Annotated in this window: 30 protein-coding genes; 17 read left to right on the top strand and 13 right to left on the bottom strand. The window is 63.8% G+C overall.

The window, feature by feature from the left end; genetic code table 11:
* Window positions 1-299: 299 nt before the first annotated feature.
* Window positions 300-617 carry a hypothetical protein gene (locus FJ974_RS21320; RefSeq protein WP_140538988.1) on the bottom strand — a complete coding sequence of 106 codons (318 nt, stop codon included), beginning with the start codon at window positions 615-617 and terminating at the stop codon, window positions 300-302.
* A gap of 196 nt (window positions 618-813) precedes the next feature.
* Between FJ974_RS21320 and FJ974_RS21315 the strand changes: the two genes are divergently transcribed.
* Window positions 814-1,359, top strand: a complete 546-nt coding sequence (locus FJ974_RS21315) for a YbhB/YbcL family Raf kinase inhibitor-like protein (protein ID WP_140538987.1) — start codon at window positions 814-816, stop codon at window positions 1,357-1,359.
* Window positions 1,360-1,527: 168 nt separating this feature from the next.
* Here the strand turns inward: FJ974_RS21315 and yghU are convergent, their stop codons facing one another.
* Window positions 1,528-2,397, bottom strand: a complete 870-nt coding sequence (yghU, locus tag FJ974_RS21310; RefSeq protein ID WP_140538986.1) for a glutathione-dependent disulfide-bond oxidoreductase — start codon at window positions 2,395-2,397, stop codon at window positions 1,528-1,530.
* 255 nt (window positions 2,398-2,652) lie between these two features.
* Between yghU and FJ974_RS21305 the strand changes: the two genes are divergently transcribed.
* Together FJ974_RS21305 and FJ974_RS21300 are read left to right on the top strand one after the other, a co-directional pair.
* Window positions 2,653-3,555, top strand: a complete 903-nt coding sequence (locus FJ974_RS21305) for a S1C family serine protease (RefSeq protein ID WP_140538985.1) — start codon at window positions 2,653-2,655, stop codon at window positions 3,553-3,555.
* 10 nt (window positions 3,556-3,565) lie between these two features.
* Entirely contained in the window at window positions 3,566-4,504 is a 939-nt protein-coding gene (locus tag FJ974_RS21300) for a LysR family transcriptional regulator (RefSeq protein ID WP_140538984.1), read from the top strand.
* Here the strand turns inward: FJ974_RS21300 and FJ974_RS21295 are convergent.
* The gene (locus FJ974_RS21295; protein WP_413468317.1) at window positions 4,455-5,177 is read right to left on the bottom strand and encodes an SDR family oxidoreductase; all 723 of its coding nucleotides are present in this window, start codon (window positions 5,175-5,177) and stop codon (window positions 4,455-4,457) included. The genes FJ974_RS21300 and FJ974_RS21295 overlap by 50 nt on opposite strands.
* A 195-nt stretch (window positions 5,178-5,372) precedes the next feature.
* On the opposite strand from FJ974_RS21295, the gene FJ974_RS21290 reads away from it, so the two are divergent.
* The 10 genes from FJ974_RS21290 (at window position 5,373) to FJ974_RS21245 (ending at window position 15,637) form a co-directional block, all read left to right on the top strand.
* Window positions 5,373-5,972 carry a YdeI/OmpD-associated family protein gene (locus FJ974_RS21290; RefSeq protein WP_140538982.1) on the top strand — a complete coding sequence of 200 codons (600 nt, stop codon included), beginning with the start codon at window positions 5,373-5,375 and terminating at the stop codon, window positions 5,970-5,972.
* Window positions 5,973-6,223: 251 nt separating this feature from the next.
* Window positions 6,224-7,432 (top strand): ABC transporter substrate-binding protein, encoded by a 1,209-nt coding sequence (locus FJ974_RS21285; RefSeq protein ID WP_140538981.1) that lies wholly within the window; start codon window positions 6,224-6,226, stop codon window positions 7,430-7,432.
* A gap of 44 nt (window positions 7,433-7,476) precedes the next feature.
* On the top strand, window positions 7,477-8,229 hold the full coding sequence (locus tag FJ974_RS21280) for an ABC transporter ATP-binding protein (protein ID WP_140538997.1): 753 nt from the start codon (window positions 7,477-7,479) through the stop codon (window positions 8,227-8,229).
* The gene (locus FJ974_RS21275; protein WP_140538980.1) at window positions 8,222-8,926 is read left to right on the top strand and encodes an ABC transporter ATP-binding protein; all 705 of its coding nucleotides are present in this window, start codon (window positions 8,222-8,224) and stop codon (window positions 8,924-8,926) included. The genes FJ974_RS21280 and FJ974_RS21275 overlap by 8 nt, the downstream gene beginning before the upstream one ends.
* Window positions 8,927-8,933: 7 nt before the next feature.
* Entirely contained in the window at window positions 8,934-9,821 is an 888-nt protein-coding gene (locus tag FJ974_RS21270; RefSeq protein ID WP_140538979.1) for a branched-chain amino acid ABC transporter permease, read from the top strand.
* Between the two features lies 1 nt (window position 9,822).
* Window positions 9,823-10,806, top strand: a complete 984-nt coding sequence (locus tag FJ974_RS21265) for a branched-chain amino acid ABC transporter permease (protein ID WP_140538978.1) — start codon at window positions 9,823-9,825, stop codon at window positions 10,804-10,806.
* A 221-nt stretch (window positions 10,807-11,027) separates the two neighbouring features.
* On the top strand, window positions 11,028-12,074 hold the full coding sequence (locus FJ974_RS21260) for a nucleotidyltransferase domain-containing protein (protein WP_181177337.1): 1,047 nt from the start codon (window positions 11,028-11,030) through the stop codon (window positions 12,072-12,074).
* A gap of 306 nt (window positions 12,075-12,380) precedes the next feature.
* The gene (locus FJ974_RS21255) at window positions 12,381-12,893 is read left to right on the top strand and encodes a sigma-70 family RNA polymerase sigma factor (protein WP_140538976.1); all 513 of its coding nucleotides are present in this window, start codon (window positions 12,381-12,383) and stop codon (window positions 12,891-12,893) included.
* Window positions 12,894-13,042: 149 nt separating this feature from the next.
* Window positions 13,043-15,160 (top strand): EAL domain-containing protein, encoded by a 2,118-nt coding sequence (locus FJ974_RS21250; RefSeq protein WP_140538975.1) that lies wholly within the window; start codon window positions 13,043-13,045, stop codon window positions 15,158-15,160.
* Between the two features lie 114 nt (window positions 15,161-15,274).
* Window positions 15,275-15,637 carry a hypothetical protein gene (locus FJ974_RS21245; protein ID WP_140538974.1) on the top strand — a complete coding sequence of 121 codons (363 nt, stop codon included), beginning with the start codon at window positions 15,275-15,277 and terminating at the stop codon, window positions 15,635-15,637.
* Window positions 15,638-15,696: 59 nt separating this feature from the next.
* Here FJ974_RS21245 and FJ974_RS21240 read toward each other — a convergent pair whose 3' ends face one another.
* From FJ974_RS21240 to FJ974_RS21220, 5 genes are all read right to left on the bottom strand, one after another.
* Window positions 15,697-16,014 (bottom strand): plasmid stabilization protein, encoded by a 318-nt coding sequence (locus FJ974_RS21240; protein ID WP_140538973.1) that lies wholly within the window; start codon window positions 16,012-16,014, stop codon window positions 15,697-15,699.
* 38 nt (window positions 16,015-16,052) lie between these two features.
* Entirely contained in the window at window positions 16,053-16,250 is a 198-nt protein-coding gene (locus FJ974_RS21235; protein WP_140538972.1) for a hypothetical protein, read from the bottom strand.
* A 27-nt stretch (window positions 16,251-16,277) separates the two neighbouring features.
* A complete protein-coding gene (locus FJ974_RS21230) occupies window positions 16,278-16,487 on the bottom strand; it encodes a hypothetical protein (protein ID WP_226891326.1) in 210 nt (69 codons plus the stop codon).
* Between the two features lie 107 nt (window positions 16,488-16,594).
* Entirely contained in the window at window positions 16,595-17,521 is a 927-nt protein-coding gene (locus FJ974_RS21225; protein ID WP_140538970.1) for an isocitrate lyase/PEP mutase family protein, read from the bottom strand.
* Between the two features lie 20 nt (window positions 17,522-17,541).
* Window positions 17,542-18,039 carry a hypothetical protein gene (locus tag FJ974_RS21220; RefSeq protein ID WP_140538969.1) on the bottom strand — a complete coding sequence of 166 codons (498 nt, stop codon included), beginning with the start codon at window positions 18,037-18,039 and terminating at the stop codon, window positions 17,542-17,544.
* Between the two features lie 205 nt (window positions 18,040-18,244).
* Here FJ974_RS21220 and FJ974_RS21210 point away from each other — a divergent pair, with 205 nt between their 5' ends.
* On the top strand, window positions 18,245-18,478 hold the full coding sequence (locus tag FJ974_RS21210; protein WP_181177339.1) for a hypothetical protein: 234 nt from the start codon (window positions 18,245-18,247) through the stop codon (window positions 18,476-18,478).
* Between the two features lie 270 nt (window positions 18,479-18,748).
* Complete coding sequence (locus tag FJ974_RS21205) at window positions 18,749-18,985, top strand: hypothetical protein (protein ID WP_140538968.1); 237 nt, start codon at window positions 18,749-18,751, stop codon at window positions 18,983-18,985.
* Between the two features lie 41 nt (window positions 18,986-19,026).
* Here FJ974_RS21205 and FJ974_RS21200 read toward each other — a convergent pair whose 3' ends face one another.
* The 3 genes from FJ974_RS21200 to FJ974_RS21190 all read right to left on the bottom strand — a co-directional run bounded on the left by FJ974_RS21200 (window position 19,027) and on the right by FJ974_RS21190 (window position 21,795).
* Entirely contained in the window at window positions 19,027-19,923 is an 897-nt protein-coding gene (locus FJ974_RS21200) for an alpha/beta fold hydrolase (RefSeq protein WP_181177336.1), read from the bottom strand.
* 116 nt (window positions 19,924-20,039) lie between these two features.
* A complete protein-coding gene (locus FJ974_RS21195; protein ID WP_140538967.1) occupies window positions 20,040-21,068 on the bottom strand; it encodes a sensor histidine kinase in 1,029 nt (342 codons plus the stop codon).
* Window positions 21,055-21,795: a Crp/Fnr family transcriptional regulator gene (locus FJ974_RS21190; RefSeq protein ID WP_140538966.1), complete on the bottom strand. Its 741-nt coding sequence runs from the start codon at window positions 21,793-21,795 to the stop codon at window positions 21,055-21,057. Before FJ974_RS21190 ends, FJ974_RS21195 begins: the two co-directional genes overlap by 14 nt.
* A gap of 118 nt (window positions 21,796-21,913) precedes the next feature.
* Here FJ974_RS21190 and FJ974_RS21185 point away from each other — a divergent pair, with 118 nt between their 5' ends.
* Both FJ974_RS21185 and FJ974_RS21180 read left to right on the top strand, forming a co-directional pair.
* Window positions 21,914-22,285 (top strand): response regulator, encoded by a 372-nt coding sequence (locus FJ974_RS21185; RefSeq protein WP_140538965.1) that lies wholly within the window; start codon window positions 21,914-21,916, stop codon window positions 22,283-22,285.
* Window positions 22,286-22,398: 113 nt separating this feature from the next.
* Entirely contained in the window at window positions 22,399-22,632 is a 234-nt protein-coding gene (locus tag FJ974_RS21180) for a hypothetical protein (protein WP_140538964.1), read from the top strand.
* 64 nt (window positions 22,633-22,696) lie between these two features.
* On the opposite strand, the gene FJ974_RS21175 is transcribed toward FJ974_RS21180, so the two are convergent.
* On the bottom strand, window positions 22,697-22,930 hold the full coding sequence (locus FJ974_RS21175) for a DUF6894 family protein (protein WP_140538963.1): 234 nt from the start codon (window positions 22,928-22,930) through the stop codon (window positions 22,697-22,699).
* A 50-nt stretch (window positions 22,931-22,980) separates the two neighbouring features.
* A complete protein-coding gene (locus FJ974_RS21170) occupies window positions 22,981-23,274 on the bottom strand; it encodes a DUF982 domain-containing protein (protein WP_140538962.1) in 294 nt (97 codons plus the stop codon).
* Window positions 23,275-23,531: the final 257 nt, after the last annotated feature.

Below are 23,531 nucleotides of genomic sequence, written 5' to 3'. Positions count from 1 at the left end.
GTCACCTCATCCTCGCAAAGGATTGATTTCCGGTGCAAAGGCGTGATTGTCGGCGGCCACGATTCTTCGGCTAGGGTCGCGCCGATCCACACCCCCTGGATCATCCGGCCGCGAAGTCCCACCTTTGCGGCTCTAGCGAAAGAGCCCCGACGGCCTCACCGGCGGGGCTTTTTGCTGGTGACCCGGCAAGTGGAAGAAGGCAACGCGGTGGAATAGGGCCGCTCCGTAGCAAGCGGCCCTCTCTCAAGCAGAAGTGAGATTTGAGCTGTTCGGCGCGAAAAGCTTTTCAGCCTGCCGGCCTATTTGTTGCAGTTCTGCATGTTCGAAGTGATGGCGCCGCTGGGGGTGTTGTTGTCGGCGTCGCTGCCACTCGTGTCCTTGCAACGGTCGTTCATGCCGTTCGCGGGATTGGTCTGCGTGGTGGAATTCGTTGCGTTGGGATCGGTCGGAGTCACGGTAGCGCCACCGCTGCCACTAGCACCGGTTCCGCCGGAGCCGGTGCCGACCGCGCCGTTGCCGGATGCACCCATGCCGGTGCCGGTGCCGCTGGATTGCGCCATTGCCGAGCCGGCAAGCGCGATGGTGAGGACGGATGCTGCGAGTATTTTCTTCATCATCTGAGACATCTCCAAAGTTGCTTCGCCTGATTGCGATACACGTCCAACGAATTTTTTTTCGCCATGTTCCGTTGGATAGAATTCGTGATCCAGCCGCCAGAGGTGCAGCCGCCTCGCGACGACTCACGCAAAATTGCGCTTTAACGCCCGGCCCTTCGGTCTAAACTCGGGCGCTTCAGCAGAAGGAGCGGAAGCCATGACCCTGCGCTTTGGCCTTATCGTCTTTGCCGTCCTCGGCCTCGCCAACCAGGCGGCGGCCTTCGAGATCACCAGCCCGTCGGTCTCCGACGGCAAGTGGGATGCAAAATATCTCGGCGACAAGGCCGGCTGCGGCGGCAAGAGCATCTCGATTGCGCTTGCCTGGAAGGACCCGCCGGCCGGTACCAATAGCTACGCGCTCACCATGTTCGATCCCGATGCCAATGGCGGCAAGGGTTTCTGGCATTGGCTGGCCTGGAACATACCGGCGAGCGCCAAGGGCCTTGCCGAAGGCGCCGGCGCGCAGGGCGGCAAGCACATGCCCAAGGGCGCGGTGTCCGGCGAGGGCGGTGTCGGCCGCCCCGGCTATTTCGGGCCGTGCCCGCCGCCCGGCAGCGGCACCCACCACTATGTCTTCACGCTTTATGCCCTCAAGACAGCGAAGCTCGACGCCAAGGCGAGTGCCGAACCTGCTACGGTGGAGGCGGCGGCCAAGGCGCAGTCGCTGGGCGAGGCGAGCGTGACGTATACGTATGGGAGATAGCTAATCTTCCCCCTTGAGGGGGAGATGGCCGGCAGGCCAGAGGGGGTCGCCTCGCGTAGAACGCCAGCGCTTTGGCAGAAGCGAAAAAAGGAGGTTGGCGCCCCACGCGCGACGACCCCCTCTGTCGCCTTCGGCGACATTTCCCCCTCAAGGGGGGAGATCATCCGCTCAGCTCGCCGTCGCCAATTTATCCTGCGTCTTCGTCTCGAAATCGCTGGCGTCGTGTCGCTCGTGCAATTGGTAGGCCGGATCGCCGGAGATGCGGTTGACCATGCGGCCGCGCTTTACCGCCGGCCTGGCGTCGATGGCGTCGGCCCAGCGCTGCACGTGCTCGTATTCCTCCACGGAGAGGAACTGCGCGGCGTCATTGTAGCTGCGGCCCTTGGCCAGCCCGCCATACCAAGGCCATACCGCCATATCGGCAATGGTGTAGTCCGGCCCGGCAAGGTATTCGCTCTCCGCCAGCCGCCGGTTGAGCACGTCCATCTGCCGCTTGGTCTCCATGGCGAAGCGGTCGATGGCGTATTCGATCTTTTCCGGCGCATAGGCATAGAAATGGCCGAAGCCGCCGCCGAGATAGGGTGCCGAGCCCATTTGCCAGAACAGCCACGAAAATGTTTCCGCGCGAGCCGCACGCTCCCTAGGCAGGAATGCGCCGAACTTTTCCGCCAGATAGGTCAGGATCGACCCGGATTCGAACACCCGCACCGGCTTCGGCTCACTGCGGTCCATCAGCGCCGGGATCTTCGAGTTCGGGTTGACCTCGACGAAGCCCGAGCCGAACTGATCGCCGTCGTTGATGCGGATCAGCCAGGCGTCGTATTCGGCGCCCTTGTGACCGAGCGCCAGAAGCTCCTCCAGCATGATCGTCACCTTCTGGCCGTTGGGCGTGGCCAGCGAATAGAGCTGCAGCGGATGCTTGCCGACCGGCAGTTCCTTCTCGTGCGTCGGCCCGGCGACCGGGCGGTTGATCGAGGCGAACTGGCCGCCATTCGGCTTGCTCCAGGTCCAGACTTTCGGGGGAATATATTGGTTCATCGGCGAGGCTTTCTCGTTTCGGCGGACTTCACGGCGCGCTTTGCGCAATGCGGGCGCGGGATAGATGCCTAATTACAATTAGGTATAGCCGCCCGCGCTTCAATTGGGGGAAGTCCAATTTTTGTTGAACTATTGCACCAATTTTTGTGACCATCGTGGATGCCGGCGCCTCTCGGTGAGAAGGGGAAATCTGCCCTTGCGCTGCGTCCCTTCGGCCATACCTATAGGAAAACACCCACAATCAAGGATGGATCGATGACCATCGAAAAGGTTTCGCGCTCCGTCGTTGCCGTGCGCGCCACGGTTCCGGACGACGCTTTCACCGCCAATGCGCTGGGCACCCGCCGCGAAGGCAGCGGCGTGGTGATCCGCGACAACGGGCTGGTGCTCACCATCGGCTATCTCATCACCGAGGCCGAGGAGGTCTGGCTGGCCGACCAGGACGGCCGTGTCGTGCCGGCGCATGCGCTGGCCTATGACCAGGAGAGCGGCTTCGGCCTGGTGCAGGCGCTGTCGCCGCTCGGCCTGCCGCCGGTTGCCTTCGGCGATGCCAGGAAGGCCAATATCGGCGACGCCGTGGTGCTGGCCGACGGCGTCGGCCAGCAGGTCGAAGCACATATCGTCACCAAGCAGGAATTCGCCGGCTATTGGGAATATCTCATAGACGAGGCGATCTTCACCGCGCCGGCGCATCCGTCCTGGGGTGGTGCTGCGCTGCTCGACAAGAACGGCAGGCTGCTCGGCGTCGGCTCGCTGCGGCTGCAAATGAGCCGCGCCGGCGAGGTCGCCGACATCAACATGGTCGTGCCGATCAATCTTCTGACGCCGATCCTCGACGATCTGGTCAAGCGCGGCCAGGCGGCGAGGCCGCCGCGCCCCTGGCTCGGCGCCTTCTCGGCCGAATCGAACGGCATGGTGGTGGTGATGAGCGTCGCCGAGGGCGGCCCGGCGGCAAAGGCGGGCCTGCGCCAGGGCGACATCATCTCCGACGTGCGCGACGGCGAGGTCGACGGGCTTGCCGATTTCTACCGCAAGCTCTGGCAAAATCCGGCCGGTTCGGAAATCCCGCTGCGCGTGGTGCGCGACGGCCGCGAGACCTGGCTGAGAATAAAATCCGCTGACCGCAATTCTTTCCTCAAGAAGCCGCAGCTGCAGTAGTTCCGAGCCGATGCACCCAAGGCTGCTGAAGACATTCCTCGCGGTCGCGCGGACGCGCAACATCACGCGCGCGGCCGCAGAGGTGCATCTGGCGCAATCGAGCGTCAGCGACCAGATCCAGGCGCTCGAGGCCGAACTGGGCGCCAGCCTGTTCACGCGCTCGCGACAAGGGTTGGAGCTGACGCCGGCGGGTGAGGCGCTGAAACCTTATGCCGAGGAGCTTCTGTCACTCGCCGACGAGGCGCGCGCCGCTGTAGAAAGCGCAGTCGGGCAAGCGGGCCCGCTGTCGATCGGCGCGCTGGAGTCGATCGCTTCCGCAAGGCTTCCCGGTTGGCTTGCCGGTTTCCGCGCCGCTCACCCCGACATCGGTATCAAGCTGAGGACAGCCGGCACCGGCGAATTGCGGCGTATGCTTGGGGAGGGCGAGACCGACGTCGCCTTCTGCTTCGACCGGTTCGGCGCCAGCGAACCGGACGAGCGCTTCGCCAGGCGCATCATCTCGGATGAGCCACTGGTGCTGATCGGCCCGCCGGGCGCGAACCAGGCGGATGTCGATCTGGCGACGCTTGCCGAAAAACGCTTCGTCGCCACTGAAACCGGGTGCGTCTACCGCGCAATGGTCGACCGGGCTTTCGCCGAGGCTGGCCTCGGCAAGCCAAAGCTGGCCGCCGAAGCTGGCAGCATCGACGCCATTGCCGGCCTGGTGGCGGCAGGCGCGGGTTTTGGGCTGGTGCCGCGGCTTGCGGTCACCGAGGCGCTCGACCGCGGCGAGGTGGCGGAACTGTCCTGGCCGGGCCCTGTTCGTTCGACGGACCTCGTCATGATCTGGCGGCGACGGCGCGTCCAGCCGCCGGCGCTCAGGGCGCTGCTGACAGCTGCGGGCGAGAACTTCGCACCCCTCAGACCAGCCGGTGACCGCCTTCCACATGCAGCGTCGTTCCCGTCGTAAAGCCGTTGCCGATCAGGAAGCGAAGCGCGTCGGCGATATCTTCCGGCCGCCCGACGCGCCCCACCGGTAGCCGCTTTGCCATGGCGGCAAGCGTCTCGTTCTTTTTCTCGCCGGCGACGAGCTGCCAGATCGGGGTGTCGACCCAGCCGGGCGAGACGGCGTTGACGCGGATCGGCGCGAGCTCAACCGCAAGCGCCCGCACCAGCCCCTCGATCGCCGCGTTGACGGCGGCGACCACCGAGCCGCGCGGCGCCGGCCTGTAGGCGGCGATGCCGGAGACGAAGGTCAGTGAACCGGTCGGGGGCAGCCTCGGCGCCCCATGCTTGGCAAGCAGCAGCGGTCCGTAGAATTTGCTCTCCACAACCCGTTGCGCCGCTGAAAGCTCGACTTCCGGCAACAGCCGGTAGGCGCCCTCTATGTCGGCCGCGGTGCTGACGATATGGTCGAGCCAGCCGATGTCCTCGAACAGCGCGGCGACCTCATCCTCGCGGCTGATATCGACCGTGGCAGTTTCGAGCGCGGCCGGGCGGCCGAGTTCTTCCCGCGCGGCGCTCAACCTGGCTTCGCCGCGCCCGGCAATAACGACCGTCAAGCCCTCGTCGAGGCAGCGCCTGGCGAGCGCCAGCCCCATGCCCGAACTGCCGCCGACGATCAGGATTTTTGTCTGGTCCATATCCATGCCTTTCCGTTGCATGGACGCTTATGTTGCAGTCCGTGACGCGGATCGGAAACGGAAGAAACCGATAGCGGTATCGGGAAGTCCGATGGCACTCCATGACTACTGACGGAAAACTGGTACGAATGACGGCTATGGCAGCGCCGGAATCGTCCAGATTGGAGCCGGACGGGCAATGCAAAGGAGGTGACGATGGCGCCGATAAAAGTCGATCCGGACAAGGTCCGCGAATTCCCCGACGCCGAAAGTTTTTACGCCTGGCTGAGCGAGAACCACGCGGACGAGAGCGAGGTCTGGATCAAGATCCACAAGGCCGGTTCGGGATTAAAGTCGATCACGCCGAAAGAGGCGATCGATGTCGTGCTTTGCTTCGGCTGGATCGACGCGGTGCGCAAGTCGCTCGACGACACGAGCTACCTGCAGCGCTACACGCCGCGCGGCAGGAAAAGCATCTGGAGCAGGATCAACATCGACAATGTCGCCCGCCTGGTCGAGGAGGGCCGCATGACAAAGCATGGCCTGCGCGAGGTCGACGCCGCCAAGGCCGACGGCCGCTGGGACCGCGCCTATGGCGGGTCGAAGGAGATGACCATCCCGCCCGACCTGCAGGCGGCGATCGACGCCGAGCCGAAGGCCAAGGCGATGCTGGAAAAGCTTTCCGCCCAGAACCGCTTTGCGCTCGCCTTCCGCACCCACAACATGAAGACCGAGGCCGGCCGCAAGAAGAAGATCGCCGATCTGGTCGCCATGCTGAAGCGCGGCGAGACGATCCACCCGCGGCGCAAGAAATAGCGCCGCCATCCTGTCAACGGAAAGGCGAGCGCGGCACGCCACGCCATGCTACGAAAATAGCATTCTCGGCCCGCGGGGCCGATGCTAGGGTCCCGGTTCGGGCACCCACGGGCCCGCGGCGGCGTGGCATGGCAACAAGGGAGGTCCAGCGAGCGGCGCGCAGCCTTTATTCTCAGCAAAATCCTTCGGCAGAATTGAACCATCACGAGGCCGCCGCGTTTCCGACGGTTGGCCACAAGGGAGGAACCACCGTGAAAGCATCCTATATCGTCTCGGCCGCGTTGCTTGCGGCGACCGCGATACCTGCGGCGGCCGGCGAAATCTCCGACGGCAAGGTCAAGATCGGCATTCTCAACGACCAGTCGGGCGTCTATGCCGATTTCGGCGGCAAATGGTCGGTCGAGGCCGCCAAGATGGCGGTCGAGGATTTCGGCGGCAAGGTGCAGGGCGCGCCGATCGAGATCGTCAGCGCCGACCACCAGAACAAGCCCGACATCGCCTCCAACATCGCGCGCCAGTGGTACGACACCGAACAGGTCGATGCGATCATGGAGCTCACCACTTCTTCCGTGGCGCTGGCCGTGCAGGGGCTTTCCAAGGAAAAGAAGAAGATCGACATCGTCACCGGCGCGGCGACTACCGATCTCACCGGCAAGCAATGCTCGCCGTATGGGTTCCACTGGGCATATGACACACACTCCCAAGCGGTCGGCACCGGCGGCCAGCTGGTGAAGCAGGGCGGCGACAGCTGGTATTTCATCACCGTCGATTACGCTTTCGGCTATTCGCTGAAGGACCAGACCGCCAAGCTGGTCGAGGCGAGCGGCGGCAAGGTGCTGGGCGAGGTGCGCTATCCGCTGGGCTCCACCGACTATTCCTCTTTCCTTTTGCAGGCGCAGTCCTCCGGCGCCAAAGTGATCGGCCTCGCCAATGCCGGTCTCGACACCTCGAACTCGATCAAGCAGGCGGCCGAATTCGGCATCGTCGCCGGCGGCCAGCGGCTCGCCGCACTTCTGTTCACTCTGGCCGAAGTGCACGGACTCGGCCTGCAGGCGGCGCAGGGCGTGGTGCTGACTGAAGGCTATTACTGGGACCGCGACGATGAGAGCCGTAAATTCGCCGATCGCTTCTTCAAGCGCACCAACAGGATGCCGAACATGATTCAGGCCGGCACCTATTCGGCGGTGACTCAGTACCTCAAGGCCATCGACAAGGCCGGCACCGACGAGACCGAGGCGGTGGCCAGACAGTTGCATGAGATGCCGGTCAACGACGTGTTCACCGCTAATGGCAAGGTGCAGGCCGACGGCTCGATGGTGCACGACATGTATCTCTACCAGGTCAAGAAGCCCGGGGAGAGCAAGAAGGACTGGGATTACTACACCTATCTGGCGACCATTCCCGGCGACCAGGCCTTCATGAAGGCTCAAGACAGCGGCTGTCCGCTCGTCAGCAAGTGACGTTGGAGACCGCAACGGCCGTACGCAAGGACGGCAGCGAACAGATGTCGCGGGTGGTGCTGTCCGCCCGCGGCCTCAGGCGCGACTTCGCCGGCTTCGTCGCGGTAAGGGATGTCGATCTCGATGTTCATCACAGCAAGATTCACGCCTTGATCGGCCCAAACGGCGCCGGCAAGACGACCATCTTCAACCTGCTGACCAAATTCCTGCAGCCGACCAGCGGCAGGATCGAATTGCTCGGCACCGACATCACGAAGACCCCGCCGGCGAAGGTGGCGCGCATGGGCCTGGTCCGCTCCTTCCAGATATCGGCAATCTTCCCGCACCTCAGCGTCCTCGACAATGTCCGCGTCGCGCTGCAGCGGCCGAGCGGGCTAGGCTACCAGTTCTGGCGCCCGGTCTCGGCGCTGGACCGGCTCACGCCAAGGGCACGCGAACTGCTCGCCATCGTCGGTCTCGACGACGCCGCGGATCGGCTCGCCGGAGATCTCTCCTATGGCCGCAAGCGCGTGCTGGAGATCGCCACCACGCTGGCGCTCGATCCGAAGGTGCTTTTGCTCGACGAGCCGATGGCCGGCATGGGGCATGAGGACGTCGGCATGATCTCCGGCATTATCCGCTCGCTCGCCAGGGATCGCGCCGTGCTGATGGTCGAGCACAATCTCACCGTCGTCGCCGATCTCTGCGACTGGATCACCGTCATGCAGCGCGGCCAGGTGCTTGCCGCCGGCGATTATGCGACTGTCAGCCGGGACGAGCGTGTGCGCGTCGCCTATATGGGGACCGAGCATGAGTGAGCCGCTGCTTGCCGTGCGCGATCTCCACGCCTGGTACGGCGAGGGCCACGCGCTGCATGGCGTCAACCTCGATGTCTTCCGCGGTGAGACCGTCACGCTGCTTGGCCGCAACGGCGTCGGCAAGACCACGACGCTGCGCGCCGTCATGGGCCTGATCCGCAAGCGCACGGGCAGCGTTACTTTCAACGGCAAGGACCTGATCGGTCTGCCGCTGCACCGCGCCGCCCATCAGGGCATCGGCTTCGTGCCGGAGGAGCGCGGCATCTTCGCCACGCTGACCGTCGACGAGAATTTGATCCTGCCGCCGGTGGTGGCCAAGGGCGGCATGAGCGTCGCGGAAATCTTCGAGCTCTTCCCGAACCTGAAAGAGCGCCGCAACAGCCAGGGCACAAAGCTGTCCGGCGGCGAGCAGCAGATGCTGGCGATCGCCCGCATTCTGCGCACCGGCGTCGAGATGCTGCTGCTCGATGAGCCGACCGAGGGTCTGGCGCCGGTCATCGTGCAGCGCATCGGCGAGTTGCTGGCGACGCTGAAGAAGCGCGGCATGACGATCCTGCTGGTCGAGCAGAATTTCCGCTTCGCCGCCCGCATCGCCGACCGCTTCTATCTGATGGAGCATGGCAAGGTGGTGGAAGGTTTTGCGGTCGGACAGCTTTCCGCGCACACCGAAAAGCTGCACGAGGTGCTGGGGGTATGATGGCGCCATGACCATGATCTTCGGCATTCCTATACAGGCCTTGCTCGGCCAACTCCTGGTCGGCCTGATCAACGGCTCCTTTTATGCGATGCTGAGCCTCGGGCTGGCCGTCATCTTCGGCTTGCTGCGCATCATCAATTTCGCCCATGGCGCGCTTTATATGCTGGGCGCTTTCATTGGCTACCTGCTGCTCGTTCATCTCGGCATCGGCTATTGGCCGGCGCTGATCCTGGTGCCTTTGGCCGTCGGCCTGTTCGGCATGGTAGTCGAACGCGCAGCACTGTCGCGGCTCTACCGGCTCGATCCGCTCTACGGCCTGCTTTTCACCTTCGGGCTGGCCTTGGTCATCGAGGGCGTCTTCCGCTATTATTACGGCGTATCCGGCAATCCCTATGCCGTGCCGGGGCTGCTTGCCGGCGGCACCAATCTCGGCTTCATGTTCCTGCCCAACTATCGCGGCTGGGTGGTGGTCGCTTCGCTCATCGTCTGCATCGGCACCTGGCTTTTGATCGAAAAGACCAGGCTCGGCTCCTATCTGCGCGCCGCGACCGAGAACCCGCAGCTGGTGCAGGCCTTCGGCGTCAACGTGCCGCTGCTCTTGACGCTGACCTACGGGCTGGGCGCGGCGCTCGCGGGCCTAGCCGGCATCCTCGCCGCGCCCGTCTACCAGGTCAGCCCGCTGATGGGCTCGGACCTGATCATCGTCGTCTTCGCCGTCGTCGTGGTCGGCGGCATGGGATCGATCCTCGGCGCCATCGTCACCGGCTACATGCTCGGCCTCGCCGAAGGCCTGACCAAGGTCTTTTACCCGGAAGCCTCGAACCTCGTCGTCTTCGTCATCATGGCGGTCGTGCTTTTGCTCAGGCCCGCCGGCCTCTTCGGAAGGGACGCCTGAGATGAGCGAGGCAATTCACGACAGGCAGGCGGCGTCCGCGACCGTCAGGCTGGAGTGGGCTCTTGTCGCGCTGGGCATCGTGGCGCTCATCGCCGCGCCCTTCTTGGTCTACCCGATCTTCGTGATGAAGATGCTGTGCTTCGCGCTGTTCGCCTGCGCCTTCAATCTTCTGCTCGGCTACACCGGCCTGCTCTCCTTCGGCCACGCCACCTTCTTCGGCGCCGCCGCCTATTTCTGCGCCTATGCGGTGAAAGCCTGGGGCTGGCCGCCGGAAGCCGGCATCCTGCTCGGCACCGCGGGTGCAGCGCTGCTCGGGCTGGTCATGGGTTTTCTGGCCATCCGCCGCCAGGGCATTTATTTCGCCATGATCACGTTGGCGCTGGCGCAGATGTTCTATTTCTTCTGCGTGCAGGCGCCGTTCACCGAAGGCGAGGATGGCATCCAGGGCGTGCCGCGCGGGCATCTGTTCGGCATCATCGACCTCAACGTCACCACGAACATCTACTATTTTGTTCTGGCGATCTTTCTCATCGGCGTCTTCGCCGTCTGGCGTATCGTCAATTCGCCCTTCGGCATGATCCTGCGCTCGATCCGCGAGAACGAGAACCGCGCCATTTCGCTGGGTTACTCGGTCGGCCGCTACAAGCTCGCCGCCTTCGTCATGTCGGCCGCGCTTGCCGGCCTGGCCGGCGCAGTCAAGGCGATCGTTTTCCAGTTCGCCACGCTCACCGACGTCACCTGGCAGATGTCGGGCGAGGTGATCCTGATGACGCTGCTCGGCGGCATCGGCACCATGGTCGGCCCGGTCTTCGGCGCCGGCCTCGTCGTCGGCCTGGAAAACACGCTGGCCACGTCCGGCTTCCCGGTGACGATCGCCACCGGGCTGATCTTCATGGTCTGCGTGCTCATCTTCCGGCGCGGCATCGTCGGCGAGATCTACGCAAGGTGGCTGGCGCCGGCGCAGCATGGGGGCGGCAGGAACTGATTCAAGAAACGATGGCCAGGCGGGTCGAGGCTGCGCAACCGAGCGACGCCGGTTTCAGCGCATGCTTTCGAATTTAACATATTGTGTTTATATTATTTTCCACCATTCGGCAGAAAACAGCTATGAAAAGTGGAAAAAGCTATGTAACACGCTGAAAAATATGCTTTTTCCACTTTATATTATGGAAATCGGCGGAAGAGTGGAAAATGTTGCTGAGGGAATTGACCGGCGAACAAAGGCGCCAGCTCATAGACACCCAACAGGTCTACCAGGCCTGGCTGAGCGCGGAGGACGAGCGCCAGCGGCGCTTCGTCGGCAGCATGCGCTGGGTCGATCGCAACGGCTCCGATTATCTATTGCGGAAAATAAGACAGACCGAGACCTCGCTCGGCCTGAGAAGCGAGCAGACGGAAAAGTCATTCGCGGCTTTCTCCGAGGGCAGGGAGCGCAATAGGGATATGCTGGCCGGCTTGTCCGATCGCCTGAACAGCTTGGCCAAGATCAATGTAGCAATAGGCTTGGGCAGGGTGCCTGCCATCGCGGCCCGCATATTGCGGCGCATCGCCGAGACGAGCTTGCTCGGCAGACAATTGCTGGTCGTTGGAACGAACGCCTTGTTCGCCTACGAGGCTTTAGCGGGCGTCCAGATTTCAAGCGGCCTCACGGCAACCGGAGACATCGACCTGCTGTTCGATTCACGTCGCCGCATCAGCTTCGTGACCGAAGAGAAGATAACGCAGTCGGGCCTGATAGGCGTCCTGCGTAAGGTGGACAGGTCCTTCAAGCCGCTGCAGCCCAGGGCCTTCAGGGCAACGAACCGGGACGGCTATCTGGTCGACCTCATTCGACCGCAGGCGAAAAATGTTCTCAAGGACAAGGGACCGACGTCGATCAGCTCGATCCCCGACGATCTCGACAGCGCGCCCATGGACGGGTTGCAATGGCTTATCAATGCGCCGAAGACGGACGCCATAGCAATCGACGAGCGCGGCTATCCCGTCAGGATACCGACGATCGATCCGCGGATGTTTGCCCTTCACAAGGCATGGCTGGCCAGACGGCCCGATCGATCCGCAGTGAAGGCAGTTCGCGATCGTGAACAGGCGAAGGCGGCTGCGCTCATTGCCAGGGCGTATTTGAACCTTCCGCTGGACAGCGAATACGTGGCAGCCTTTCCGGCGCCGCTTAGAGAGATCGCTCTGTCAGCGCTTCCGTTGAATGATGCGCCAGGGCTCTCGGAAGGCTCGCCAATCGAGCCGGACTGGTAGCGACAGTTTAGGCGGGGACGAGCCTCGGCGCCGGGGCGCGCGTAATCTCCCCCTTGAACGAGGAGATCGCCATCCCATAGGGCCGCATTTCCCAAAACTCTGTTCCGCCCGCCCCAAGCCTTGCCGTCCTGCCTGGTTTAGACCGCGCCGGCAACATCTGGAGAAGAACCCGGCAATGAAGCTCGCGATGAACAAGACCCATGAGAAGCCGAAGCTCGAAAGGCGCGAGCGCTTGTCCTCCATCACTGCGGTCGTTGTGGTCTCCGTCATCAACGGGTCCTGAGATCCTTGCGGACCATGGCGGCCATGGACGAAAAGACGGCGGCGATCCTTGGCGAGATACCGCGTCTGCGGCGCTACGCGCGCTCGCTGACGCGCGATGCCGATCGCGCCGACGATCTCGTCCAGGACTGTCTGGAGCGCGCGCTGATGCGGCTGGACAACTGGCGGACGGCGGAAAGCCCGCGGCGGTGGTTGTTCACCATCATGCATCATTTGTTCATCGACCAGATGCGCAAGGTCAAGCGGCGCGGCGAAGCGGGCACGCTGCCGCTGCAGGCGGGCGAGGCTCAGGCCGCACCCGCCGACCAGATCGAGGCCATCGCCTCGCGCGAAATCATCGATGCCCTGCAAGCGGTCGGCCCGGACCGGCGAGCGGCATTGGTGCTGGTCGCCATCGAAGGCTTCTCCTATGCCGAGGCCGCCAACATATTGGGCGTTCCGGCCGGCACGCTGATGTCGCGCATCGCGCGCGGCCGCGAGGAACTGCGCCGCCTGCTGCCTGACCTCGAGCCGCAACGAACCGCCGCGATTTCATAAAGCCTGCGAATTGCCATCGCGCCCGGCTGAGCGCAAAGCCGGCCGGACAGCGCCGCGGCGTTGGGCTCCGCCCGGCCGGCGCGGCCGGTAACCCTTTTTTGTCTGCTTTCCTTCACAATGCGCCGACGGGGGGCGAAGAAAAACAGGGCATGGCGGACGACGACAAACGCAGCGGCAAATTCTGGGCGGTGGCGCTCGATCGCGCCCATCTCGGCCTTTGGGACTGGAATCTTTCGACCGGCGATTGCTACTATTCGCCGACTTGGTCGAAGATGCTGGGCTATGAGGAAGGCGAGTTGGCGAACACGCCCGACCTCTGGCTGATGCTTACCCATCCGGACGACCGCGAGCGCGCGCTGGCGAGCGGCGACAGCCACCTCGCCGGCCTGACGCCTTCCATCGAGACCGAGCTCAGGCTGCGCCACAAGGACGGCCACTGGGTCTGGGTGCTGGACCGCGGCGGCATCGTCGAGCGCGACGCCGACGGCAAGCCGCTGCGGCTGATGGGCGTGCAGACCGACATCACCAGGCAGAAGGAGGCCGAGGCGGCGCTCGAACAGGTCAATGTGCGCTTCCGCCTGGCGCTCGCCGCCAGCGGCACGGGCATCTGGCACCACGATGTCGGCACCCAAAAGAGCTATTGGGACGCACGCACGCGCGACATCTTCGGCCTCGTCGCCGACAGCGACGAGGTCACCGCCGATCTCTGGCACACTTTCCTGCACCCCGACGACAAGGAGGCCACCGAAAAGACCCATCAGGTGCCGCTCGGCTCCGACACCGTCGTTGCCAATCAATACCGCATCATCCGCCGCGACGGCGAGATCCGCCATGTCGAGTCGCTGCTGCGCTTCATCGCCGGCGTCGGCTCGGCCGGCCAGATCCTGGGTACCGTGCGCGACATCACCGAGGACAAGAAACGCGCCGAGGAGCTTGCCTATGCCGCCCGTCACGATGCGCTGACGGGGCTGTTGAACCGCTCCGCCTTCGACCGGCTGCTGGCCGAGAAGATCAACGCGATCGACCGGCTGCCGCTCGCCGTGTTCTATGTCGACCTCGACTACTTCAAGGCGCTCAACGATTTCGCCGGCCATGCCGCCGGCGATCTGGCGCTGAAGGGCGTCGCCGCCGGCATTCTCGCCAGCCTGCCGCCATCGGCGCATGCGGCGCGTCTTGGCGGCGACGAGTTCGCGGTGCTGGTGCCTGGGTGCGATACCGCCTGCGCCGAGCGGCTGGCCGGCGCAGTGCTGGCTGCGGTCCGCGACGCCGATCTCGGCGCCGGCGTCGCCTCGCGCAGGCTCGCGGCCAGCGTCGGCATCGCCTTCATCGAGGATCGCGAGATGAGCGTCGCCGACGCGCTGGCCTGCGCCGACGACGCCTGCTACGCGGCCAAGGCTGCCGGGCGCGACCGTTTCGCGGTTTTCTCGCCCGACGCGGCTTCGGGTTCCGGCGGCCTCAACGCCGCGCGGCTCGCCGCCGACACGGTCGATGCGATGGAGGATGGCCGGCTGAAGCTTTACGGCCAGGAGATCCACAAGCTTGGCCAACCCTGGCAGGAAAGCCGCCATGTCGAGGTGCTGGCCAGACTCGAGGCGCGCAACGGCAGGCTGATCCCGCCCGGCGATTTCATGCCGGTGGCCGAGCGCTTCGGCATCGCCGCCAGGCTCGACCGCTGGATCATCCGCACCGCGTTGTGGCGTCACGGCAAGGCCATGCGCTCGGGCGCCATCTCGCTCGGCTTCAACCTGTCGGCGCAGACGCTTTCCGACCCGCAGCTTTGGGATTTCGTCGATACGGCCATCGCCGAGAGCGGCGCGCCGTCCTCCGGCGTCGGCTTCGAGATCACCGAGACCGCCGCCGTCACCAATTTCGAGGCGGCGGCGGAATTCGTGCGCAAGGCGCGCGAGCGCCGCTGCCGCGTCAGCCTCGATGATTTCGGCGCCGGCATGAGCTCGTTCGAATATCTGCGGCGCTTCCCCATCGACGCCATCAAGATCGACGGCTCCTTCATCGAGCACATCGCCGACAGCCCGTTCGACCGCGAGATCGTCTCGGCGATCTCCGGCATCGCCAGGAGCATGGGCTGCGCCGTCGTGGCCGAGAAGATCGAGGAAAAGAGTGCGCTCGAAATCCTGCAAGGCATGGGCGTCGCCTACGGCCAGGGCTTCTTCCTGCACCGCCCCGAGCCTCTGGAAGCGATCGTGGCGCGGGCTGTGCCGATGCCCGAAAAACCGCAGCGCCGCTCGTTTCGCTCAATACCTACGTGATTGCTAAAATTAAATCCGCCAACTTAAGGCTGTCGTAAGTCGGGTGGCCGCAGAGTCGTCACGGTAGCAGCCGGCCTATCGAGTTTGTCGCCGTCGGCCCAGGAGGAGACCCGGATGAAGAAATACCCTTTGCTGGCTGCGATCCCCATCGGCCTCCTTGCACTTCTTGCGGCAGGGCCGTCCATGTCGAGCCCGGTCTCGGATCACGGCGGCCAGACTGTTGGCGCCACGGATGATGACAGCCAGGAGGCAAAGGCCGACCAGGAGAACCACGACGGCGTCGAAAACGACGATGCCAATGATGACAAGGACGGTGTTGCGGGTTCGCACGACAGCGACCGGGACGACGACCATGACGGCGCGGCCACCGGTGGAAACCATGAAGGGGATGACGGTAGCGGCGATGGCGGCCACGAAGGCGATGGGGACAGTGGCAGCCACGACAGCGGCGGCCACGATGGTGGTGGCGACGACTGAGCTTCAGGCATCAAGACTGCGCTCTCCGTCACAAGGAGAGCGGAAGCTGCAGTACATCTTCAATGATGTGCGTGTTCCGCATTGCGCTTGCGCGTCGCCGCCGCCTTCCTGGCCGAAGCCGAGCGGTCCGCCGCCGAGCGCGAGGCGGAAGCCTTGCCGCCCGTCCTGCCGCCCTTGTGCGCCGCAGGATTGCCGGTGTGCTTGCCGCGGCCGGAGCCGCCTTCCTTCTTGCCGCCGGCGTCGTCCTTGTTGACGGTGGCCCAGGCGCGCCGCTCGGCTTCCTTTTCCGAAACGCCGCGTTTTTCGTAGCCTTCGGCGATGTGATCGGCCTTGCGCTCCTGCTTGTCGGTATATTTCGACTTGTCTCCACGTGGCATTTTTGCCTCCTGCCTCGGTTTGGATGAGCAAGGGATCCTCAGGGTTTCTTCGTCTTGGCGACATCCGCGAGATCGGACTTCTCGGGATCCTTGTTATTCTCGCCGGCGGCATCGCGATTTTCGTCGGGATCGTCCTTCGCGGGCAGGTAGCCCCTGGGACGATTGGCTCTCGGGCCTTCCCAGCGCGGCCATTGGTCCGAAGTTCCCGGTTGTCCCTTGCGTGGTGTATCGCTCATCTCAGCCTCACTTGCTCGAGGGCCAAATCAGCCCTCCGCCTTCATGGTTCGTGCGATCTTCAGCAGCTGCTCGCGATCATGCCCATGCTCGCGGATCAGCTCGCGCGCCTGCTTCGGCGAGAGGTCGGTGTTCTCTGCCAGAAACCGCACATCCGGATCGTCGCCGTCCTTGGTTGGTAGCCGGCCGCCTCGCGGGGCGGCCCCCGGACGATGTGGAAGTTCGCTCTTGTCCATCATTTTCTCCTTCCGATAACCAACCCTCGGAGAGGGGACTTGTTCCGTTCGCTCCATTGGGTGTCAGGTCGGGTCAAACCGATCTCGGCAACGGCTCGACGCCGGTCGCATCAGCCGGTCAGCTTCTGCTTTATCCTGGTGACGATGCCGCCTTGTTCGGACTGACCCATGAAGCGGTTCTCGATGTCAGCCCATTCCGGCATTCCGACGATGTCCTCGAAGGTCTCGAGCGTGACGGCCTGTTCGGGTTTCATGGCAAGGCCGTTCCGCAAATCGTCAAGCGCGTCCTGCACCGCGCGGACCTGTCGGAACAGAACCGATGTCGGATAGAGAATCATGCTGAAACCGAGCTCATGCATCGATCGCGGCGAGAGCCACGGCGTCTTGCCGCCGCCTTCCAGGATGCTCGTCGCCAGCGGGACGCCCTTGAATGCAGCGCCCACCTGCTTCAGCTCGTCCACGCTGGTCGGCCCCTCGACATAGACGCCGTCGGCGCCTGCTTCCACATAGCGTTGCCCGCGCTCGATCGCATCGCCGATGCCGTCCGGCTCGGCCGCATCGGTGCGCGCCATGATGAAGAAGTCGGGGCTCCGCCGTGCCGCCGCGGCGGCGCGGATCTTCTGCGCCATCGCCTCGGCGGAAATGACCCGCTTGTCCGCCATGTGACCGCAACGCTTCGGCGGCTGCTGGTCCTCGATGAACAGCGCCGAAGCGCCAATGGCCTCGTAACCGCGCACCGTGCGGGTGACGTTCTTCACGTCGCCATAGCCGTCGTCGCCGTCGACCAGCACCGGCAGGCCGCAGGCGTCGATGATCTCCTTGGCTTTGGCATGGTTCTCGCCATATTGCTCGAGGTCGATGTCGGGGACCGCATGCATATGGGCGGCAAGGGCGAAGCCGCCGATCTGATAGGCCGGGAAGCCGGCGCGCTCTATAAGCCGCGCCGTCAGGGCATCCGGCGCCGACGGCAGAATCAGCGGCGCATGTTTGTCCAGGACCGACTTCCAAGAGGGTCTTTCGCCGTCTTTGAGGCGCATCGGCCCAATCCCGCGATACACTATGCCGAGGTCTTTTCTTCGCGGCGCTGGGAGGCCTCCTTCTTGCGGCGCAGCACCTCGTCGGTTCCCACAATGTCTTTCGAGCCGCCGGAAATGGCGGTCGACACGACGGCCGGCGGATCGCTGGCCGGAAAGGAATCCTCGAGGCCGGACTGGAGCTGTTCTTCCAGCGTCTCCTGGTTCTCCGAACGTCCTTCGGCGCGGCGGCCGTCGATCTCTTCGAGATCGCTCTTGGTGTCGGGATGTTCGCGTACGTTCTTCATCGTCGACACGATGAGCTCGATCGCGAACTCCTTCATCGCTTCGGCCTCGGGTGCTGCGACATCAGTCTCCTCGACGAGGCGCACGAGCGACTTTTCCACCTTGTCCAGTTCCTTGGTTCCCTGGCAGCGCGCCAGGCGCTGCGTCAGCGCGTTGATGAGCGCGGGCGCGAACGTCGAATAGGCGCTCATGCGTGTCTCGTCGACACGTTCGGGGTGAAGCGTTTGCAAGGACATAGGTGCCTCCTTAAAACCGTCCTGCCTGCAGCGACCGCGAGCCGATCGATGCCGCCAGTCGCCGGATGGTCCTAAGGGAACTGGGGGAGACGAAAGTGGTTCCATTTCCGACCCCCCGGCAGGGGCGCCCGCGAGGCTACGGGCGCTGTTTTTGTGTTTTTGAGAGTCAGGACTGACCGCCCTTGCGGCCAGCTTGCGAGGCGCGTTGACGGTCCTCGGCGAAGTTGCCGCTGCCGCCCCTGTGCTGGCTCTTGTTCATATCTTCAGCCTGCTGCTGGCCACTGCCGCGACGCTGATTCTGATCACGGTTCTTGTGGCTCTGCTGGCCGGCTTTGACATGCTGTTCGTGGCTTCCGCCTTGATTGGCCATGTTCATGCTCCGTTTGGCTTGCGGATTGGTCTAACGGTTGGATTCAAGGAATTCGACCTCCTTGAGTAAGGGAAATCTCCCTCCGCAACCGATGTTCCCGGCGAAATATTTCGTGAACCCGGCGCGGGACTTTTCCTTTCTGATCGTCGTTGCATGAACGGGCATCCGACTGAAGTCCGATCATCGCGCGCATTGGGCCCGGCCGCGCAACCAAGACCCGAGCTTTGAGTTGATGAGCGGCTGCCGGCGAAGCCCCCTCCGTCGACGGCCAGTTTGGGTGCCTGCCAGCAACCCCCCGCTTGCAGGCACCCATTGACGTTTCTGACTGAGAGGCGAAGTGTGACCCATATCTCGATCCGACCAGAACTGCCCGAAGCCGAAAACCAAGCTGCAAATGACAATCATCGTGCCGTCGTTCAGCCCGAGATTTCTATCCTCGACCTCATTCCGGGCGACGAGGATGTTGCCGATATCGCCAGGCGGGCGGAGCGCCTGGGCAATGCGGTGGTAATCGCGATGGCTCTTTGGCTCACCCTTGCGCCGGCTGTCTATGTCGCCCTGATCTACGGGATGTAACGGACCGCGTCTCCGCCCTCGTGCGGGATTCGGCACCGTATCTATTTTTCCGGCAAAAGAAATTCTCGCAGGCGCGTCGCCGTTTCGGCGGGCGCTTCCTCGGGGAAGAAATGTCCGCCGGGCATGGCTCCGCCGCTGACGTCGTCCGCCCAGTTGCGCCACAGCGCCAGCGGTCCGCCGTCTTGGCCGTACCACTCGGCCAGCGCGCCGTGCCCGCTCCACAGCGCCAGCAGCGGGCAGGCAACGCGCCGTCCCGCGGCCCGGTCCGCGTGGTCGTGCTCGCGGTCCAGTGTCGCCGCCGCCCGGTATTCCTCGCAAATGGCATGGACGTGGGCGGGGTCGTTCAAGGCATTGACATAGGCCCGCCGCACTCCGGCCGGGAAGGTTGAAGGCGCCGGGCCCCAGGCATCAATCGCATTGTCGACGATCGCTTCTGCCGCCCCGGCCAGGATCTTTTCCGGCAACGGCTCCGGCTGGGCAAGCAGCGACCACGGCCAGTAACCGAGCACCAGCCGGGCATCGGCTCGGTCCCAGACTTCCGCAGTGGGCAGGATGTCGAGCACGGCGAGCTTCTCGACGCTGTCGGGGTGGTCGAGCGCCAGCCGGTAGGCGACCCGGCCGCCGCGGTCGTGGCCTGCGACCATGAAGCGGGAAAAGCCGAGCTTCGTCATCAGCGCCACAAGATCGGCGGCCATCGTGCGCTTGGCGTAAGGCGCATGATCTGGAGCGGTTGCGGGGCAGGAGCTTCTGCCGTAACCGCGCAAATCGGCGCAGATAACGCTGAAGCGGTCCGTGAGCTTTGGCGCCACGTCTCGCCACATCAGATGCGTTTCAGGAAAGCCGTGCAGCAGAAGCAGCCCCGGCCCGTCACCTGCGCGGCGGATGAAGATCCGCGCTTCTCCGGCGTCGATTTCGGCGCTCTCGAAACCCTCGAACATGATCGCCTCCGCAACACGCAACGGTCGAGGCAAGGGATGGTTGCGGTGTCAAAGCATGTCTCCCGAAAGTGTGCAGCGGTTTCGGGACAAGGACATGCTTGAAATCAAAGACCTGCTTAGGACTTCACGATCTGCGCGGTGGCCGGAATGCGGATCAGGTACCGCACGCCGCTTTTCCTGAATTCGCGCTCGACATTTGCATTGAGGTCGTAGCCAAGCGTCTTGGTCAGCAGCTCGGTGCCGAAGCCGCTGCGCTTAGGTTCCGCGCCGCTGAGCGTCAGCCCGGATTCGGTCCATTCGAGCGCGAGAATGGCAGACCCGCCCCTGGATGTTTTCTCCAGTGTCCAGCAGACGGCGATATGTCCGCCGGGCTGCCACAACGCGCCGTATTTGACGGCATTGGTCGTCAGTTCATGCAGCGTCAAGCCGATGGTTTCGGCGGCTTTGGCGGCCAGAAGCACCGACGGTCCTTGGATCGACAGCTGCTCGCCTTCTCGCGCCGAAGCGGTAAGCAGCGTATCGGCAACTAGCGTTTCCAGGTCGAGGCCCGCCAGCGGATCGCGGGTGACCGCCGTCTGCACCCGCGCAAAGGCCGCGATGCGGCCGTCGAGATGCATGCCCAGATCCTCCACTGTCTCGCTGCATTCGGCGCTGCGCCTGGCGATCGCCCTGACGACGGCCAGCGTGTTGCGGACGCGGTGCTGCAGCTCCAGCAGCATGGATTTCTGGTGCTCCTCCGCCTCCTTCAGCGGCGTGATGTCGTGGCCGATGCCGCCGATCCGATCGATCTCGCCCTGTGCGTTGCGGATCGGAAAGTCGGTGTCGCGCAGCCAGCGTATCGTCCCGTCGATGGGCCGCCGGATGCGATAGTCGAAGGCGACGCGCTTGCCCTTGATCACCTCGTGGATGCTTGCCGTCGCCGCCTCCCGGTCTTCCGGCACGATCAGTTCCGTCCACGATGCAAAATCGTCGCCCTTCAATGCCTCCTGCCTGCTGATGCCGTAGATCTTCTCGAACCCCGGACTTAGGAATGTCCACTGCAAGTCCGAGGCGTTGCGGATCCAGAGCACATCCCCGGAGGCTTCGGCAAACTGCATCAGCCCGTCTTCGGTCCGCTGCAAGGTGGCTTGCTTATTCGTTGGCATCGAGATGCGCGCCTTCGTGGTCGAGGTGCAAATAGTTGGGGTTGAACAGCCCCGTCTGCATCAGCCGGGACAGGTCGTGGATGGTCAGCGTGCGGTTGGCGAGGTTGATGAGCCTCATGTTGCGAAGCTCTTGCAGCGTCCGGTTGACGTGAACCGTCGACATGCCGGTCGCGTCGGCAAGTTCCGTCTGCGTGACTGGAAAATCGCAGCTCTTGCCGCGCGTCTGCCCGGCCGTGCGCAGGCGGATGAAAAGCTCGCAGAACAGATGCGCCACGCGTTCCAGCGCGTCGCGCTGTCCGAGATTGACGGTCCATTCGCGCTGAATTGCGATCGTCACCAGCGAATCCCACCACAGCGCCTGAGCGATGCGCGAATGCCCCTCGAGGATCGCCTCGAAATTCGGCCGGCTGATCTCGGCGACCGTCACATTGCCGAGGCTGGCGATCGAGTGGTCCATCTCGCGCAGGATGAAGACGTTGAGATCGCATAGGTCGCCGGGAAGAAAGAAGCTGACGATCTGGCGGCGGCCGTCCTCCAGATGCTTGTAGCGGCATGCCCAGCCATCCAGCACGAGATAGATCACCGCGGGCTTGTCGCCCTCCAGGACGATAGGCTCATGTGAGCCGAGCTTGCGGACGCGTTCGGCGGCCGCCCTGGCGAGTATCTCCTTGTCGTGGCTCGACAGGCGCACGAAGTGTTCCAGTTTCTTGACCAGTGCGTCCGTCATCGACCGTTCTTTAGATCAGCTGGTGTTATGATAGCCCTTCCGTGCCATACTCATGCTCACATATGTTACTTTCAATTCCGGACCAGTGGCATACAAGGTCATTTCATTGGAGCCCTGGATGTCCGCCAAAAGCGAAAACGATTCGAAGCCGCGGACCATTCTGGTGGTCGAGGATGAGTATTTCATCGCCAGCGAGATAGCGCTGGCACTGGAAAAGCGCGGCATGCGCGTGCTTGGGCCGGTAGCGCGATTGGACGACGCCTTGAGCATCCTGGCCGACTCCCACCCGAGCGGGGCGGTGCTCGACGTCAATCTGCGCGGCGAGATGGTGTTCTCGCTGGCGGCCGAGCTCGAGGCCCGCAACATCTCGTTCGTCTTCGCGACCGGCTACGATGCGAGGGCCATTCCGGAGAGGTTTCGCAATGTCCCGTGCTGGGAAAAACCCTTCGACAGCAAGACGCTGGCCGCTTTCCTGTCGGCGATGACCTGAACAGGCGTATCTGCCGCAGGAATCTTTTCGGTTCTTAACAATCTTAATAGTCGAGCGGCGGGCCGACCGCCATTGTCGGGTCGAGGGTAATAACAAAAACTAGGAGGAGGCAAATGCCCGCGATCGACCTGCCTGCCAAAAGCCTGTCCCGCGTTATCGATCAGTACGTCGAGTCCCGCAAAAGTCCCGACTGGCCGATTTCGACCGCCCAGGCGGTAACCACAATCCGCTACGTGCTGCCGCAATGCACGCTTTCCGACCGCCAGATCGCCGACCTGGTCGCGAGTGCGGCGATCGCACGGCGTCGCAACCTGGCCTTCGACCTTTCGCCGCCCGAAGCAGCCTGACGCCGTTCATTTCATTGAAGTCAAGCCGGGCGCCAGGCGGTGTCCGGCTTTTTTCGTTGCCCAGTCAAGTCCAGGCCGAAGACAGGGTGAGGGACGCCTCGAAAATCTGCTTTTTTTCCTCGTCTCGCACCTTGACGGTGATCTTCAGGTGCTTGCCGGCCGGCATCTCGTCCAGTGCGACATCATGCAATATCCGCAGCGCCTCCATGCCGGCGTGCTCGCGCGTCGCAAAGAGTTGTCCTTCCGGATCCAGCTGTGAGTTGTCGGTGTTGTAGAGGTCAAAATAGAAGCGTTCCATGAGTGAGGGCATCCGGCAGTTTTGACCTTCAGTTCATGGCCGCGGAGGCATCAGCCGCGCCGATCCCGGGACCACAATTGGTCGAGCATGGCAAGCGCCGCGCTCGGGTCGGCCTTTTTCAGCAAGCCCTGTTCGGCGGCGGCCTTCTTGAAGGCGGCAAAGGCAATCGCCGGGCGGCAGATTCCGTTGATGGCGTCGTCCACCAGCCGCGCCGCCGCCACATAGGCCGGCGCGTCCTTGTCCTTCCATGCTCCGTTGAGGGCCTTCCTGGCGTCGGCGATCGATGCGACCACCATGGTGCCGCCGTTGACGAAGCGGATGGTCAGTGGCAGGAACCGGCCCATACGTTCCTCACCAGCCGAGCCATCCGCGTGTCCGCCACGCCAGGCCGACGAAGGGCACCGCTGTCAGAACCGCCGCAGCCAGAACGAAAACGGGATTGTTTGTCCGCAACGAATCTCATGTGTTGCCCACCGCTGAGATTTGGAGTCATTAAACGAAGAGCCGTGCCGCTGGTTGCATTCGAGCAACGCAAAAAAGCTACATATTGCCCACCAGCTGGATCGGCGGCGCCGGCCGGTGTGGCGGCCGCGGGCGCGGT

This window comes from Mesorhizobium sp. B1-1-8, assembly GCF_006442795.2.
GTDB lineage: Bacteria > Pseudomonadota > Alphaproteobacteria > Rhizobiales > Rhizobiaceae > Mesorhizobium.
The sequence above is the reverse complement of the archived record's forward strand: the minus strand, read 5'-3'. Positions and strand labels throughout refer to the sequence as shown.

Bases quoted from the DNA above. Each gene is read 5' to 3' on its own strand.
- FJ974_RS21320 (WP_140538988.1), bottom strand. From the start codon at position 617: ATGATGAAGAAAATACTCGCAGCATCCGTCCTCACCATCGCGCTTGCC.
- FJ974_RS21315 (WP_140538987.1), top strand. From the start codon at position 814: ATGACCCTGCGCTTTGGCCTTATCGTCTTTGCCGTCCTCGGCCTCGCC.
- yghU (WP_140538986.1), bottom strand. From the start codon at position 2,397: ATGAACCAATATATTCCCCCGAAAGTCTGGACCTGGAGCAAGCCGAAT.
- FJ974_RS21305 (WP_140538985.1), top strand. From the start codon at position 2,653: ATGACCATCGAAAAGGTTTCGCGCTCCGTCGTTGCCGTGCGCGCCACG.
- FJ974_RS21300 (WP_140538984.1), top strand. From the start codon at position 3,566: ATGCACCCAAGGCTGCTGAAGACATTCCTCGCGGTCGCGCGGACGCGC.
- FJ974_RS21295 (WP_413468317.1), bottom strand. From the start codon at position 5,177: ATGGACCAGACAAAAATCCTGATCGTCGGCGGCAGTTCGGGCATGGGG.
- FJ974_RS21290 (WP_140538982.1), top strand. From the start codon at position 5,373: ATGGCGCCGATAAAAGTCGATCCGGACAAGGTCCGCGAATTCCCCGAC.
- FJ974_RS21280 (WP_140538997.1), top strand. From the start codon at position 7,477: ATGTCGCGGGTGGTGCTGTCCGCCCGCGGCCTCAGGCGCGACTTCGCC.
- FJ974_RS21275 (WP_140538980.1), top strand. From the start codon at position 8,222: ATGAGTGAGCCGCTGCTTGCCGTGCGCGATCTCCACGCCTGGTACGGC.
- FJ974_RS21270 (WP_140538979.1), top strand. From the start codon at position 8,934: ATGACCATGATCTTCGGCATTCCTATACAGGCCTTGCTCGGCCAACTC.
- FJ974_RS21265 (WP_140538978.1), top strand. From the start codon at position 9,823: ATGAGCGAGGCAATTCACGACAGGCAGGCGGCGTCCGCGACCGTCAGG.
- FJ974_RS21255 (WP_140538976.1), top strand. From the start codon at position 12,381: ATGGACGAAAAGACGGCGGCGATCCTTGGCGAGATACCGCGTCTGCGG.
- FJ974_RS21250 (WP_140538975.1), top strand. From the start codon at position 13,043: ATGGCGGACGACGACAAACGCAGCGGCAAATTCTGGGCGGTGGCGCTC.
- FJ974_RS21245 (WP_140538974.1), top strand. From the start codon at position 15,275: ATGAAGAAATACCCTTTGCTGGCTGCGATCCCCATCGGCCTCCTTGCA.
- FJ974_RS21240 (WP_140538973.1), bottom strand. From the start codon at position 16,014: ATGCCACGTGGAGACAAGTCGAAATATACCGACAAGCAGGAGCGCAAG.
- FJ974_RS21235 (WP_140538972.1), bottom strand. From the start codon at position 16,250: ATGAGCGATACACCACGCAAGGGACAACCGGGAACTTCGGACCAATGG.
- FJ974_RS21230 (WP_226891326.1), bottom strand. From the start codon at position 16,487: ATGATGGACAAGAGCGAACTTCCACATCGTCCGGGGGCCGCCCCGCGA.
- FJ974_RS21225 (WP_140538970.1), bottom strand. From the start codon at position 17,521: ATGCGCCTCAAAGACGGCGAAAGACCCTCTTGGAAGTCGGTCCTGGAC.
- FJ974_RS21220 (WP_140538969.1), bottom strand. From the start codon at position 18,039: ATGTCCTTGCAAACGCTTCACCCCGAACGTGTCGACGAGACACGCATG.
- FJ974_RS21200 (WP_181177336.1), bottom strand. From the start codon at position 19,923: ATGTTCGAGGGTTTCGAGAGCGCCGAAATCGACGCCGGAGAAGCGCGG.
- FJ974_RS21195 (WP_140538967.1), bottom strand. From the start codon at position 21,068: ATGCCAACGAATAAGCAAGCCACCTTGCAGCGGACCGAAGACGGGCTG.
- FJ974_RS21190 (WP_140538966.1), bottom strand. From the start codon at position 21,795: ATGACGGACGCACTGGTCAAGAAACTGGAACACTTCGTGCGCCTGTCG.
- FJ974_RS21185 (WP_140538965.1), top strand. From the start codon at position 21,914: ATGTCCGCCAAAAGCGAAAACGATTCGAAGCCGCGGACCATTCTGGTG.
- FJ974_RS21180 (WP_140538964.1), top strand. From the start codon at position 22,399: ATGCCCGCGATCGACCTGCCTGCCAAAAGCCTGTCCCGCGTTATCGAT.
- FJ974_RS21175 (WP_140538963.1), bottom strand. From the start codon at position 22,930: ATGGAACGCTTCTATTTTGACCTCTACAACACCGACAACTCACAGCTG.
- FJ974_RS21170 (WP_140538962.1), bottom strand. From the start codon at position 23,274: ATGGGCCGGTTCCTGCCACTGACCATCCGCTTCGTCAACGGCGGCACC.